The following is a 14,058-nucleotide window of genomic DNA, read 5'->3' as shown; positions in this document are numbered from 1 at the left end:
GCCGGCGGGGCTGATTCAGCCCGCGCGGCGTTTGAGCGCACCGGGCGCGAAGCGCCCGGAAAGGGGGGCCCGGGGGCGGAGACACCGCCCGCGGCGAAGCCGCTATCGGACACAGCGGGAAGGGGCGGGGAGGGGAACGGCTCCGCGCAGCGGGAGCCCGCAGGGCCGACCCGGCGGGCTCCGCTCGGCCTCGTGGCCGGCGCACGCAGCGGCGACAAGGGCGGCGACGCCAACGTCGGACTCTGGGTAGGCAGCGCGGCCGCCTGGGAGTGGCTGGACAGCACCCTCACCGTCGAGCGGTTCCGGGCGCTGCTGCCCGAGACCCGCACCCTCCCCGTCACCCGGCACGCCCTGCCGAACCTCCGCGCCCTGAACTTCACCGTCACCGGCATCCTCGGAGCCGGCGTCGCCTCCGCCCACCGCTTCGACCCCCAGGCCAAGGCCCTCGGCGAATGGCTCCGCGCCCGCCACCTCGAGATCCCGACCCACCTGCTGCCCGCCCCGGAGGGGACCGCCCCATGACCCGCCTCGGCACCACCGTGGATTTCCGCGCCCCCGAGTACGCGGCGGCCCGTACCGCCGCCCTCGAACGCCTCGCCGCCCTGGACGCCGAGCACGCCAAGGCCCTGCTCGGCGGCGGCGAGAAGTACACCGCCCGCCACCGCGCCCGCGGCAAGCTCCTCGCCCGCGAGCGCATCGAGCTGCTGCTCGACCCGGACACCCCGTTCCTGGAGCTGTCCCCGCTCGCGGCCTGGGGCAGCGACTACCCGGTCGGCGCGTCCATGGTCACCGGCATCGGGACCGTCGAGGGCGTCGAATGCGTGGTCACGGCCAACGACCCGACCGTCCGCGGCGGCGCCTCCAATCCCTGGACGCTGAAGAAGGCCCTGCGGGCCAACGAGATCGCCCTGCACAACCGGCTGCCCGTGGTCAGCCTCGTCGAGTCCGGCGGCGCCGACCTGCCCTCCCAGAAGGAGATCTTCATCCCGGGCGGCGCCATCTTCCGGGACCTCACCCGGCTCTCGGCCGCCGGGATCCCGACCGTCGCCGTCGTCTTCGGCAACTCCACCGCCGGAGGCGCGTACGTCCCGGGGATGTCCGACCACACCGTCATGATCAAGGGCCGCTCGAAGGTGTTCCTCGGCGGGCCGCCGCTCGTGAAGATGGCCACCGGCGAGGAGAGCGACGACGAGTCCCTCGGCGGCGCCGACATGCATGCCCGCACCTCCGGCCTCGCCGACCACCACGCCCTCGACGAGCACGACGCGATCCGCCAGGCCCGCCGCATCGTCGCCCGCCTGAACCACCGCCGCGCCCACCCGGCCCCGCCCCGGGCCGAGGAGCCGGTCCACGACCCGGAGGAGCTCCTCGGCATCGTCCCCGAGGACCTCAAGACCCCCTTCGACCCGCGCGAGGTCATCGCCCGCATCGTCGACGGCTCCGACTTCGACGAGTTCAAGCCCCTGTACGGCCCCAGCCTCGTCACCGGCTGGGCGTCCCTCCACGGCTACCCCGTCGGCATCCTGGCCAACGCCCAGGGCGTGCTGTTCAGCGCTGAGTCGCAGAAGGCCGCCCAGTTCATCCAGCTCGCCAACCAGCGCGACATCCCGCTGCTCTTCCTCCACAACACCACCGGCTACATGGTGGGCCGGGAGTACGAGCAGGGCGGCATCGTCAAACACGGCTCGATGATGATCAACGCCGTCTCCAACTCCCGCGTGCCGCACCTGTCCGTCCTCATCGGCGCCAGCTACGGGGCCGGCCACTACGGCATGTGCGGCCGCGCGTACGAGCCCCGCTTCCTCTTCGCCTGGCCCAGCGCCAAATCCGCCGTCATGGGGCCGCAGCAGCTGGCCGGGGTGCTGTCCATCGTGGCCCGGCAGTCCGCGGCCGCGAAGGGGCAGCCGTACGACGAGGAAGCCGACGCCGGCATGCGCGCGTTCGTCGAGGCGCAGATCGAGTCCGAGTCCCTCCCGATGTTCCTGTCCGGGCGGCTGTACGACGACGGGGTCATCGACCCCCGCGACACCCGCACCGTCCTCGGCCTGTGCCTCTCGGCCGTCCACAACGCCCCCGTCGAGGGCGCCCGCGGCGGCTTCGGCGTCTTCCGGATGTGAGCCCGCCCATGACCCAGACGAAGCCGAATCCGAAGCAGAACCCGAACCCGGACACGAACCCGGACCTGAACCCGGACCTGAACCCGGACCCGAACCGGGACCCGAACCCGGCCTTGGCCCCGAGCGGCCCCGCCCAGGCGCTCCCGACCCGCCCCGTGACCTCGCTCCTCGTCGCCAACCGCGGCGAGATCGCCGTCCGCGTCTTCCGCACCGCCCGCGCCCTCGGCCTGGCCACCGTCGCCGTCCACTCCGACCCGGACGCCGACGCGCTGCACGTCCGCGAGGCCGACACGGCCGTCCGCCTGCCGGGGGCGGCCCCCGCCGACACCTACCTGCGCGGCGACCTCGTCATCGAGGCCGCGCTGGCCGCAGGCGCGGACGCCGTCCACCCCGGCTACGGGTTCCTCTCCGAGAACGCCGGCTTCGCCCGGGCCGTCCTCGCCGCCGGCCTGGTCTGGATCGGGCCGCCGCCCGAGGCCATCGAGGCCATGGCCTCCAAGACCCGCGCCAAGGAGCTGATGCGCGCCGCCGGGGTCCCTCTGCTGGAGCCCGTCGACCCGGCGACCGCCACCGCGGCCGATCTGCCGCTGCTGCTCAAGGCCGCCGCGGGCGGAGGGGGCCGCGGCATGCGCGTGGTCCGCGACCTGGACGGGCTGAAGGCCGAGCTGGACGCCGCCTCGGCCGAGGCGCGCTCCGCCTTCGGCGACGGCGAGGTCTTCGCCGAGCCGTACGTCGAGCGCGGCCGGCACGTCGAGGTGCAGGTCCTCGCGGACGCCCACGGCACCGTCTGGGCCCTCGGCACCCGCGACTGCTCCCTCCAGCGGCGCCACCAGAAGGTGGTCGAGGAGGCGCCGGCGCCCGGTCTGCCCGACGCCCTGCGCGCCGCCCTCCACGAGGCGGCGGCGGCCGCGGCCCGGGCCGTCGCGTACCGGGGCGCGGGCACCGTCGAGTTCCTCGTCACCGCCGACGGCCGGCCCTGCTTCCTGGAGATGAACACCCGCCTCCAGGTGGAACACCCCGTCACCGAGGCGGTCTTCGGCCTCGACCTCGTCGCCCTGCAGATCCGCATCGCCGAGGGCGCCGCGCTGCCGCCGGAGCCGCCGCAGCCGTACGGGCACGCCGTCGAGGCCCGTCTGTACGCCGAGGACCCGGCTCGCGACTGGCGCCCGCAGACCGGCACCCTGGCCATCCTCCACGTCCCGGCGTCGCAGCACGCCGCACCCGGCGGGCCCGGCCACGGCGGCGGCAGCGGCGGCGCCACGCCCCATCCCGCCGCCACCGTCCGCGTCGACGCCGGATACGCCGACGGCGACCGGGTCGGCATCCACTACGACCCGATGCTCGCCAAGGTCATCGCCCACGCCCCGACCCGCGCCGAGGCCGTCCGCGTGCTGGCCCGCGCGCTGGCCGGGGCCCGGATCCACGGTGTCACCACCAACCGCGAGCTCCTCGTACGGACCCTCGGGCACGAGGAGTTCACCGCGGCACGGCTCGACACCGGGTTCTACGAGCGCCACCTCGCGGACCTCACCGCCCCCGCCCCGGACGCCGACCGGGCCGCTGCCCTGGCCGCGGCCGCCGCCGCCCTGGCCGCCGCGGCCCCGGCCCCCGGCCCGGACGCCCCGCTCTCCGCCCGTATCGGCGGCTGGCGCAACGTCCGCTCCCAGCCGCAGACCCGCCGCTACACCACGGGCGGCGCCGAGTACGAGGTCGGCTACCTGCCCGCCCGCAGCGGCCCGCCGCAGCTCGTGGACTTCCCCGGCGTCCGCGTCCTGGCCACCGCACCGGACCGCGTCGACCTCGAAGTGGACGGCGTCCGCCGCGTGTTCCACGTGAAACAAAATTCGAACAGCCAGGGTGCGGGTGCCGTGGGCGGCGCCGCCGCGGAGGTCCACGTGGACACCGCGCCCCTGCCGTCGAGCGCCGCCCCGGCCGCCCACACCCTCATCCCCGTCCCGCGGTTCACGGACCCGCAGGACCGCACCCTGCCCGGCTCCCTGCTCGCCCCCATGCCCGGCACCGTCGTCCGGATCGCCGAGGGCCTCGCCCCCGGTGACCCGGTCACCGCCGGGCAGCCCCTGCTCTGGCTGGAGGCCATGAAGATGGAGCACCGCATCGTCTCGCCCGCCTCCGGCACGCTCACCGCGCTCCACGCCGGTCTCGGCCACCAGGTCGAGTTCGGCGCCCTGCTCGCCGTAGTCCAGGAGGAACCGCCCGCATGAGCCCCGCATCCCCCCAGACCGCAGCCGTCCTCGAAACCGAGGAGCACCAGGCCCTGCGCGCCGCCGTCGCCGCCCTCGGGCAGCGCTACGGGCGCGACTACCTCACCCGCGTCACCCGTGAAGGCCGCCACCCCGTCGAGCTGTGGGCCGACGCCGCCAAGCTCGGCTACCTCGGGGTCAACCTGCCCGAGGAGTACGGCGGCGGGGGCGGCGGCATCGCCGAACTCTCGATCGTCCTGGAGGAGCTCGGCGCGGCGGGCTGCCCGCTGCTGATGATGGTCGTATCGCCCGCCATCTGCGGCACGGTCATCGCCCGTTTCGGCACCGACGCCCAGAAGCAGGCCTGGCTCCCCGGCTTCGCCGACGGCAGCCGCACCATGGCCTTCGGCATCACCGAACCCGACGCCGGCTCCAACTCCCACCGCATCACCACCACCGCCCGCCGCGACGGCGACGACTGGATCCTCACCGGCCGCAAGGTGTTCATCTCCGGCGTGGACATCGCCGACGCCACCCTGATCGTCGGCCGCACCGAGGACGCCCGTACCGGCCGGCTCAAGCCGTGCCTGTTCATCGTGGACCGCGATGCCCCCGGATTCACCCGCTCGGCCATCGACATGGAACTCCAGGCGGCGGAGAAGCAGTTCGAACTCGTCCTGGACGAGGTGCGGCTGCCCGCCGACGCGCTCGTCGGCGACGAGGACGCCGGCCTGCTCCAGCTCTTCGCCGGCCTCAACCCCGAGCGCATCATGACCGCCGCCTTCGCCATCGGCATGGGCCGCCACGCCCTGGCCAAGGCCGTCGACTACGCCCGCACCCGCCAGGTGTGGAAGGAGCCGATCGGCGCCCACCAGGCCATCGCCCACCCCCTCGCGGCCGCCCACATCGACCTCGAGCTCGCCCGCCTGATGATGCAGAAGGCCGCCCGGCTCTACGACGCCGGCGACGACGCGGGCGCCGGAGAGGCCGCGAACATGGCCAAGTACGCTGCCGCCGAGGCCTGCGTGAAGGCGGTGGACCAGGCGGTCCACACCCTGGGCGGCAACGGCCTCACCCGCGAGTACGGCCTGGCCTCCCTCGTCACCGCCTCCCGGGTGTCCAGGATCGCCCCCGTCAGCCGCGAGATGATCCTGAACTTCGTCTCGCACCAGACACTGGGCCTCCCCAAGTCCTACTAGTCCTCCCGAGGAACGGAAGTGACGAAGATCGTCGTCGGATCCGCGCACGACCGCGGTGTCACCACTCTCACCCTCGACTCCCCGGCCAACCGCAACGCACTCTCCGCGGAGCTGGTCGCAGAGCTGCGCGCGGTCCTCGCCGCGGCGGGCGCGGACCCGGCGGTCCGGGCCGTCCTCCTCACCCACACCGGCGGCACGTTCTGCGCCGGCGCGGACCTGAAGTCGCCGTGCGACCCGGCCGACTTCCTCGCCCTGCTGCGGGAGATCGCCGAGCTGGCGAAGCCCGTCGTGGCGCGGGTCGCCGGGCACGTCCGGGCGGGCGGGCTCGGGCTGCTCGGCGTCTGCGACATCGCCGCCGGCGGGCCGCAGTCCTCGTACGCCTTCACCGAGACCCACCTCGGCGTGGTCCCGGCGGTGATCTCCGCGCCGCTGCTGCCCCGGCTGGAACCGCGGGCGGCCGCCCGCTACCTCCTGACCGCCGAGGTGTTCGGCGCCGCCGAGGCCGCCCGGATCGGGCTGCTCACGCTGCACGGCGAGCACGTTGAGGACGTTGACGACGCCCTCGCCCCCGTCCTCGCCGGCCTGCGGGACGCAGGTCCCACGGCCCTGGCCGAGACGAAGCGGCTGCTCACCGCGCCCGTACGGGAGGCACTCGCGCGGGACGGGGAGGAGCTGGCGGCGCTGTCCGCGCGGGTCTTCGGCTCCGCCGAGGCGCGCGAGGGCATCGCGGCCCGGTTCGAGCGGCGGAGGCCGACGTGGGCGCCGTGACCCAGCCGAAGCAGGACCGCAGCCGGGCGACGCGGCAGCGGCTGCTCGAAGCCGCGGTCGCGTGCCTCGCCGAGTACGGGTGGGGCGGCTCCACGGTGGCGGTGGTGGCCGAGCGGGCCGGGGTCTCCCGCGGGGCGGCCCAGCACCACTTCCCCACGCGGGAGGACCTGTTCACGGCCGCCGTCGAATACGTGGCGGAGGAGCGCTCGGCGGCCCTGCGGGGCCTCTTCACCGACGGCCCGCCGGTCCGCTCCGCGGTGGTCTCGGCCCTGGTGGACCTGTACACGGGCACGCTGTTCCGTGCCGCCCTGCATCTTTGGGTGGCGGCCTCCAACGAGCCGCAACTCCGGCCGCGGGTCACCGAACTCGAAGCGAGGGTGGGGCGTGAGACCCATCGGATCGCGGTCGAGCTGCTCGGTGCCGATGAGTCCGTCCCGGGCGTCCGTGAAACGGTCCAGGGCCTGCTGGACATGGCCCGGGGGCTGGGCTTGGCCAATGTCCTGACGGACGACGCGGCCCGCCGGGCCCGTGTGGTCGCCCAGTGGTCCCGCCTCCTGGACACGACCCTGTCCTGACCTGCCGCTGCCGCTGCCGCTGCCGCTGCGCGGAGCCGTTCCCCACCCCGCCCCTTCTCCCCTCAGCTACCGCTGGGAGGTGCCCCCAGAAACCGGGGCTCCGCCCCGGACCCCGTTCCGGGCGCTTCGCGCCCGGTGCGCTCAAACGCCGCGCAGGCTGGATTTTGCCGCTGCGCGGCAATTCCACCCCGGCGGCCCTATCCAGCGCTGCCGGCACCATCCAACCTCGCCGGCGTTTGAGGCGGAGCGGGGGCCGGGGCCGCAGGCCACGGTTTCTGGGGGCACCTCCCAGCGGTAGCTGGGGGCGGGGTGGGGAATCGCTCCGCGCAGCGGCAGCCCGGGCGGCCCGGGCGGGCCGGCTCGGCCGGACCGGCAGGGCCGGGCAGCGGCGCGGGGCGCCCGGCCCCGGGGCTCCGGTGGACCGGGGCGGCGGTCAGGCCGTGGCGGCGATGTCCGCGTAGCCCTCGATCTCCTGCGGGTTGCGCCGGCCGGGACCGATGTAGCGGGCCGACGGCCGGACCAGCCGACCCGTCCGCTTCTGCTCCAGGATGTGCGCCGACCAGCCCGCGGTCCGGGCACAGGTGAACATAGACGTGAACATGTGGGCCGGGACCTCGGCGAAGTCCAGCATGATCGCCGCCCAGAACTCGACGTTCGTCGCGAGGACGCGGTCGGGACGGCGGGCGTGGAGCTCCTCCAGGGCGGCCTTCTCCAGCGCGGCGGCCACCTCGTACCGCGGCGCGTCCAGTTCCTTGGCGGTGCGCCGCAGCACCCGGGCGCGCGGGTCCTCGGCCCGGTACACGCGGTGCCCGAAGCCCATGAGCCGCTCGCCCTTGTCCAGGGCCTTCTTCACGTACGCCACGGCGTCCCCGGTGCGCTCGATCTCCTCGATCATGCCGAGGACGCGCGACGGCGCGCCGCCGTGCAGCGGCCCGGACATGGCGCCCACCGCGCCGGACAGTGCCGCGGCCACGTCCGCACCGGTCGAGGCGATGACCCGGGCCGTGAAGGTGGAGGCGTTCATGCCGTGTTCGGCCGCCGAGGTCCAGTACGCGTCCACGGCCTTGACGTGCTTGGGGTCCGGCTCGCCGCGCCAGCGGATCATGAACCGCTCGACGACGGACTCGGCCTTGTCGATCTCCCGCTGCGGAACCATCGGCAGGCCCTGCCCGCGCGCGGACTGCGCGACGTACGACAGCGCCATGACGGCGGCGCGCGCCAGGTCGTCCCGCGCGGTCCGCTCGTCGATGTCGAGCAGCGGCTTCAGCCCCCACACCGGGGCGAGCATGGCCAGCGCGGACTGCACGTCGACGCGGATGTCGCCGGAGTGCACGGGGATGGGGAAGGGCTCGGCGGGGGGCAGGCCGGGGTTGAACGCCCCGTCGACCAGCAGCCCCCACACGTTCCCGAAGGAGACGTGCCCCACCAGGTCCTCGATGTCGACGCCGCGGTAGCGGAGCGATCCGCCTTCCTTGTCGGGTTCGGCGATCTCCGTTTCGAACGCGACGACTCCTTCGAGCCCGGGAACGAAGTCGGACATCAGGCGGCTCCTCAGATAGTGCGAACACGCGCGGCTCCCGGCGTGACTCGCGGTCCGGCGCGGTCATCCCCGTTGATGCCCGGTACGGCCTTCGGCCACCCCGTACGGGGACCTCCGACCGGCCCCAAGATTTTGGCGGCTCGGGATGCCAGGCGGAAGCGTGACATACGGCACACTCGCACGAGCACTCCTGCGGCAGGATGGCACGCGTGACCGACATGGACCTTGATCCCGCCACCATGCGCAAGCAGTACCGCTCGGAGATCGTCTTCGAGGACAGCCTCGACGAGGACCCCATGCAGCAGTTCGCGCTGTGGTTCCAGCAGGCGGCCGACTCGCACCTCTTCGAGCCGAACGCGATGGTCGTCTCGACCGCGACCCCCGAGGGCCGGCCCAGCTCCCGCACGGTGCTGCTGAAGCAGTTCGACGGGCGGGGCTTCGTCTTCTTCACCAACTACGCCTCGCGCAAGGGCCGCGAGATCGCCGCGAACCCGCAGGTCGCGCTGCTCTTCCCGTGGCATCCCATCGCCCGCCAGGTCATCGTCACGGGCACCGCCTCGCGCATCGGCCGCGACGAGACGGCCGCGTACTTCCGCTCGCGCCCGCACGGCTCGCAGCTGGGCGCCTGGGCGAGCGAGCAGTCCAGCGTGGTCGCCTCGCGCGGCGAGCTCGACCGCCGCTACGCGGAGCTGGCGCAGCGCTATCCGGAGGGCGAGCAGGTCCCGGTCCCGCCGGAATGGGGCGGCATCCGGGTCGTCCCGCAGGAGGTGGAGTTCTGGCAGGGCCACGAGAACCGGCTCCACGACCGGCTGCACTACGTCCTCGACGGGGAGAAGTGGCGGATCGAGCGCCTCTGCCCCTAGCGCAGCAGCACCGTGGCGTCGTGGTGCCGTAGCGCCGTGGGGTGCAGGAACGCCGTGGGGGTGCAGGAACGCAGACGACCCGCGGGCTCGGGTCCTCTCCTGCAGTGAGAGGAGCCGGCCGGACGAACCGGCGAGCCCGCGGGTCGGGTGACTGCTTGGGATTGGCGCCGGGCGTATCCGCCGGGCACCGCACTGGGTGCGTTGCTGACGACGGGCCCTTAGCCCGCAGCCACCTCACGCGTCCGGTATCCGTACATTTCCGGAACCACCTCCCTTCTCGTGTACCGCAGACACTAGAACTCCTCACCGGGGTCCTCAAGTGATTTATTTCGGGGCGATTCGGGGAATGCGGTGTGGGCTGCGTCACGTTCCAGTTCAATGATCTGGCGTGCCGCACATGCGAACCGCGCGAACACCTGCAGGGGGTGCCAGGTGAGTGCTTCCGGACGTGGTCAACCCACCGACGACCTGCTCGCAGCGCTGCTGGACGGGATGGACGCAGCCCTGTGCGCGTTCGACGCCGACGGGGTGGTCACCCACTGGAACCGCGAGGCCGAGCGGATCCTGGGCTGGACCGCCGCCGAGGCGGTGGGCCGCAAGGGGTTCGCCGGCTGGGCCGCGCGCGCCGCCGACGCCCAGGACGTCGAGGACCGGCTGATGGCCGCCCAGGAGGTCCCGGGCCGCCAGGTGAACGAGTTCGCCCTCCTGACCAAGGACGGCGGGCGGGTCCTGGTGCGCACCCAGTCCGCCGGGGTGCCCGGCGCCGACGGCAAGCCCGCCGGGGTCTACTGCGCCTTCAGTGAGGTCCACGCCCAGATCGACCTGGAGCGGTCCATCGCACTGAGCGAGGCGCTGATGGACGACGCCTCCTGGGGCGTGGTCCTCGTCGACGTGGACCTGCGCCCGGCCGTGGTCAACGCGCACGCCGCCCGCGCCTTCGGCTCCGCGCGCACCGCGCTGCTCGGCCGGCCGCTGGGGGACCTGCTGGAGCAGGGCGCCGAGGAGCTGGAGGGCGCCCTGCAGCACGTGCTGGCCGAGGGTTCGCCGCCCGCGCCGGTAGAGCTGTGGGTGGCGGTGCGCACGCCGGAGGGGGTGCGGCGATGCTGCTGGCGGTGCGGGTTCCTGCGGCTGGGCTCGCCGCTCGCGGAGGAGCCGGTGCCGCTCGGGGTCGGCTGGCTGTTCCAGGACATCACCGAGGCCCGGCAGACCGCGCTGGACACGGCGCAGGCCCGGTTCCGGGCCGGGCAGCTGCACCGCTCGGGGCGGGCGGCCGCGGAGTACGAGGACCCGGCCGAGGCGGCGGCCGTGCGGCTGGACTTCGCCCTCGCCGGCTTCGCCGACCACGCGCTGCTCGACGTACTGGAGCCCTCGCCCGACCCGGAGCGGCCGCGGCTGGTCCGCTCCGCCGTATCGCCGCCGGGGCTGGCGGGGCCGGCGGGACAGGGCGGGCTTCCCGTGCCGTACGAGCCGGGGCACCCGGTGCTCCAGGCGCTGGACCGGATCGGGTCGGTGCGGGCGAGCGTCCCGCGCGGCGAGGCGGCCGAGGGGTGGGCGCGGGCCCGGCAGTGGCCCGAGACCGCGGCGCACGTGCTGTGCACGGTGCTGCGCAGCCGGGGGCGGACCCTGGGTGCGCTGACCTTCGTACGGAGTGCCTCGCGCACGGCGTTCGACCGGGCGGACGCGGCGTACGCGGAGGAGGTGGCGGCACGGGTGGCGGCCGACCTGGACCTGGCCACCCGGGCGTGAGGCACTTCCGGCTGTGACCGGCTGGGACGTGCCGATCGCCGGACCTCAGTGGCGGAAGAAGATCCGGTCGCCGTACTGCTGCATGACGCGGCCGTTCCACTCGTGGCCGCCGTCCACGTTGCCCGAGCGCAGCAGCGGCGGCTCGATCCCGCGGGCGGCGAGCTCGCCGGCGGCGGCGGCCATCACGGCCTGCATGATCGCGCTGGTCACGACGGTGGAGGCGGGCGCGAACGGCGCGTCGATGCCGTCGAGGCTCAGCTCGGCGTCGCCGACGGCGATCTTGCTGTCGAGGACGATGTCGCAGTGGTCCTTGAGGAAGGTGCCCGAGGCGTGCCGCGACCGGGTCTCGCGCGCGTACGCCACGGAGGTCACGCCGATCACCGTGATGCCGAGGGCCCGGGCGTTCATGGCCATCTCGACCGGCAGGGCGTTGCGCCCGGACAGGGAGATGATCACCAGGACGTCGCCGGCGGTGGCGGGGCTGCTGTCCAGGACGGCCCCGGCCAGCCCGTCGACCCGCTCGAGGGCGCTGCCGAGGGTGGCCGGCATGACGTCGACGCCGGCGGTGCCGGGGACGGCGAGGAAGTTCATCAGGGCGAGCCCGCCGGCCCGGTAGACGACGTCCTGGGCGGGGAGCGAGGAGTGCCCGGCGCCGAAGGCGAAGAGCCGGTTCCCGGCGGCGACCGCGTCGGCGACGGCGGCGGCGGCCGCGGCGATCGCCCCGCCCTCCTCCTCCCGCACCCGCTGGAGCAGGCCGATCGCGGCGTCGAAGAACTGACCGGCCAGCTTGCTCTCGCTCATACGCCGATGGCCCTTCCGGGGGGTGGGGTGCGTCCGTGTCCGCCGCTCACCGTGCGGTCTGTACCAAGGGCGTGTCAATACGGGCGTCAACCCGGGGGTCGAGCGGCGCTCGGGTCGTGCCGGGGCTCGTTGCCGGACACGGGACGGTTGTCGGTCCGATGCGTCAGAATTGGGGGCAGGGCCAGCGCACGATAACCCGAGGGGCACGAATGTCCGGACTGATCGACACCACGGAGATGTATCTCCGCACCATCCTCGAGCTGGAAGAGGAAGGCGTTGTCCCCATGCGCGCCCGGATCGCCGAACGGCTCGACCAGAGCGGCCCCACGGTGAGCCAGACGGTGGCGCGGATGGAGCGCGACGGCCTGGTGGCCGTGGCGAGCGACCGCCACCTGGAGCTGACCGAGGAGGGGCGGCGGCTGGCGACGCGCGTGATGCGCAAGCACCGGCTCGCGGAGTGCCTGCTCGTCGATGTCATCGGCCTGGAGTGGGAGCAGGTGCACGCCGAGGCCTGCCGCTGGGAGCACGTGATGAGCGAGGCGGTGGAGCGGCGCGTGCTGGAGCTGCTGCGTCACCCGACCGAGTCGCCGTACGGGAACCCGATCCCCGGACTGGAGGAGCTCGGCGAGAAGGCCGAGGCCGACCCGTTCATCGAGGACGGCATGGTCGCCCTGTCGGAGCTGGACCCGGGCACCGAGGGCAAGACGGTGGTCGTGCGGCGGATCGGCGAGCCGATCCAGACGGACGCCCAGCTGATGTACACGCTGCGGCGGGCGGGCGTGCAGCCCGGTTCGGTGGTCAGCGTGACGGAGTCGCCGGGCGGTGTGCTGGTCGGCAGCGGGGGCGAGGCCGCCGAGCTGGAGGCGGAGATCGCCTCGCACGTGTTCGTCGCGAAGCGCTGACCGGGTGTTGACGGCGTGCGCTGATCGGTCGGCCGGCCGATCGGCCGCGCCGTGGTGATGCGGAGGGTGGTGGTCCCGGCGCCTCGCGGCGCCGGGACCTTCCTCCCCTGTGCTGACCTGGAGCCCCGAGCTCTCAAGGTCATCCCCTTCGGACCGTCTTCCCCGAGCGGCCCGCCTCCCTGCTGAAAGGATCTCCCTCGGCAGGGGCGGCCAATCCTTGAGCAAGGTCACTCGAAAGAGCGGTGTTGGGCGCGAGAAAGCCGTTTTCGAATGCGGGTTCGATAGTCTGGCCGGGAGCGAAGGGGGTGCATCCGCCATGGTGGAGCGCATCGAAGTGACAGGGGCCGACGGCGTGCGCCTGGCCGCCTGGGAGTTCCGGGATCCGACCTCCGCCACGCCCCCGGACCCCGAGGCGCCGCGGGTGCTGTTACTCCACGGGCTGATGGGCCGCGCCTTCCACTGGGCGGGCACCGCCCGCTGGCTCGCCGCGGGCCGCCGCGTCGTCGCCCTCGACCAGCGGGGGCACGGCCAGAGCGAGCACCCGGCCGCCGGGCCGGGCGCGACGCCGGCCCCGCTGGGGCGGGAGGCGTTCGTGGCCGATGCCGAGGCCGTGATCGAGCAGCTCGGGCTGGGACCGGTGACCGTCGTCGGCCACTCCATGGGCGCGCTCACCGGTTGGCAGCTGGCCGCGCGGCGGCCCGACCTGGTCGAGGCGCTGGTGATCTGCGACATGCGCGCCTCCGCCCTCGGCGAGGCCTCCCAGCGCGAATGGGCCGAATGGTTCCGCCGCTGGCCCCTGCCGTTCCCCTCGCAGGACGCGGCCCGCCGCTGGTTCGGGGAGGACGATCCGCGCGTCGAGCGGCCCGATCCGGGGCGGGGTGCGTTCTTCGCCGAGGTGATGCACCAGGCGGCCGACGGCTGGCGGCCGCTGTTCTCCAGGAGCCAGATGCTGACCGCCCGGGAGACGTGGGTGCACGACGCGCACTGGGAGGAGCTGGCCCAGGTCCGGTGCCCGACGCTGGTGGTGCGCGGGCTGGACGGCGAGCTCGGCCGCGCCGAAGCCCAGGAGATGGTCCGGGTCCTCCCGGCCGGCCAGTACGCCGAGATCCCGGACGCCGGCCACTACCTCCACTACGACCAGCCGGCCGCCTGGCGCGCGGTCCTGGAACCCTTCCTGGACGGCATCCGCGCCACCCTCTGACCCGGCCGGGCCCGTTCCCTCCCGAAGCCGCGGCCCGGCCAACCCAGCCCCAGCCCCACCCCCGCCTTCGAGGCCGGGGCCCGGCAAGACCAGCCTCGCCGGCGTTTGAGGCGCGGGGTTTGGGGCGGAGCCCCAAGAAACCCGG

General features: G+C 74.2%; 11 protein-coding genes and 1 pseudogene. 10 read left to right on the top strand and 2 right to left on the bottom strand.

Annotated elements, in window-relative coordinates:
• Positions 1-156: 156 nt before the first annotated feature.
• The 6 genes and pseudogenes from ABZ924_RS35595 to ABZ924_RS35570 all read left to right on the top strand — a co-directional run.
• A pseudogene (locus tag ABZ924_RS35595) lies at positions 157-522 on the top strand (exopolyphosphatase); the annotation flags it as partial.
• Positions 519-2,117, top strand: coding sequence for a carboxyl transferase domain-containing protein (locus tag ABZ924_RS35590; RefSeq protein WP_361919366.1), 1,599 nt, complete (start codon positions 519-521; stop codon positions 2,115-2,117). The pseudogene ABZ924_RS35595 and the gene ABZ924_RS35590, both read left to right, overlap by 4 nt.
• Positions 2,118-2,125: 8 nt before the next feature.
• Complete coding sequence (locus tag ABZ924_RS35585) at positions 2,126-4,339, top strand: biotin carboxylase N-terminal domain-containing protein (RefSeq protein WP_361919364.1); 2,214 nt, start codon at positions 2,126-2,128, stop codon at positions 4,337-4,339.
• Positions 4,336-5,517: an acyl-CoA dehydrogenase family protein gene (locus tag ABZ924_RS35580; RefSeq protein ID WP_361919362.1), complete on the top strand. Its 1,182-nt coding sequence runs from the start codon at positions 4,336-4,338 to the stop codon at positions 5,515-5,517. Before ABZ924_RS35585 ends, ABZ924_RS35580 begins: the two co-directional genes overlap by 4 nt.
• Before the next feature lie 18 nt (positions 5,518-5,535).
• Positions 5,536-6,285 carry an enoyl-CoA hydratase family protein gene (locus ABZ924_RS35575; RefSeq protein WP_361919360.1) on the top strand — a complete coding sequence of 250 codons (750 nt, stop codon included), beginning with the start codon at positions 5,536-5,538 and terminating at the stop codon, positions 6,283-6,285.
• A complete protein-coding gene (locus tag ABZ924_RS35570; RefSeq protein WP_361919358.1) occupies positions 6,273-6,860 on the top strand; it encodes a TetR/AcrR family transcriptional regulator in 588 nt (195 codons plus the stop codon). Before ABZ924_RS35575 ends, ABZ924_RS35570 begins: the two co-directional genes overlap by 13 nt.
• 433 nt (positions 6,861-7,293) lie before the next feature.
• Here ABZ924_RS35570 and ABZ924_RS35565 read toward each other — a convergent pair whose 3' ends face one another.
• The gene (locus tag ABZ924_RS35565; protein ID WP_361919356.1) at positions 7,294-8,400 is read right to left on the bottom strand and encodes a citrate synthase 2; all 1,107 of its coding nucleotides are present in this window, start codon (positions 8,398-8,400) and stop codon (positions 7,294-7,296) included.
• A gap of 218 nt (positions 8,401-8,618) precedes the next feature.
• Here ABZ924_RS35565 and pdxH point away from each other — a divergent pair, with 218 nt between their 5' ends.
• Together pdxH and ABZ924_RS35555 are read left to right on the top strand one after the other, a co-directional pair.
• Positions 8,619-9,263 (top strand): pyridoxamine 5'-phosphate oxidase, encoded by a 645-nt coding sequence (pdxH, locus tag ABZ924_RS35560; protein WP_361919368.1) that lies wholly within the window; start codon positions 8,619-8,621, stop codon positions 9,261-9,263.
• Positions 9,264-9,695: 432 nt separating this feature from the next.
• Positions 9,696-11,009, top strand: a complete 1,314-nt coding sequence (locus tag ABZ924_RS35555) for a PAS domain-containing protein (RefSeq protein WP_361919354.1) — start codon at positions 9,696-9,698, stop codon at positions 11,007-11,009.
• 45 nt (positions 11,010-11,054) lie between these two features.
• Here the strand turns inward: ABZ924_RS35555 and ABZ924_RS35550 are convergent, their stop codons facing one another.
• Positions 11,055-11,810 (bottom strand): SIS domain-containing protein, encoded by a 756-nt coding sequence (locus ABZ924_RS35550; RefSeq protein ID WP_361919352.1) that lies wholly within the window; start codon positions 11,808-11,810, stop codon positions 11,055-11,057.
• 209 nt (positions 11,811-12,019) lie between these two features.
• Here ABZ924_RS35550 and ABZ924_RS35545 point away from each other — a divergent pair, with 209 nt between their 5' ends.
• Entirely contained in the window at positions 12,020-12,712 is a 693-nt protein-coding gene (locus ABZ924_RS35545) for a metal-dependent transcriptional regulator (RefSeq protein WP_361919350.1), read from the top strand.
• A 316-nt stretch (positions 12,713-13,028) separates the two neighbouring features.
• Positions 13,029-13,913, top strand: a complete 885-nt coding sequence (locus tag ABZ924_RS35540; protein WP_361919348.1) for an alpha/beta hydrolase — start codon at positions 13,029-13,031, stop codon at positions 13,911-13,913.
• Positions 13,914-14,058: the final 145 nt, after the last annotated feature.

Source organism: Streptomyces sp. NPDC046876, assembly GCF_040645035.1.
GTDB lineage: Bacteria > Actinomycetota > Actinomycetes > Streptomycetales > Streptomycetaceae > Streptomyces.
This window is presented reverse-complemented; position numbering and strand designations above follow the sequence as displayed.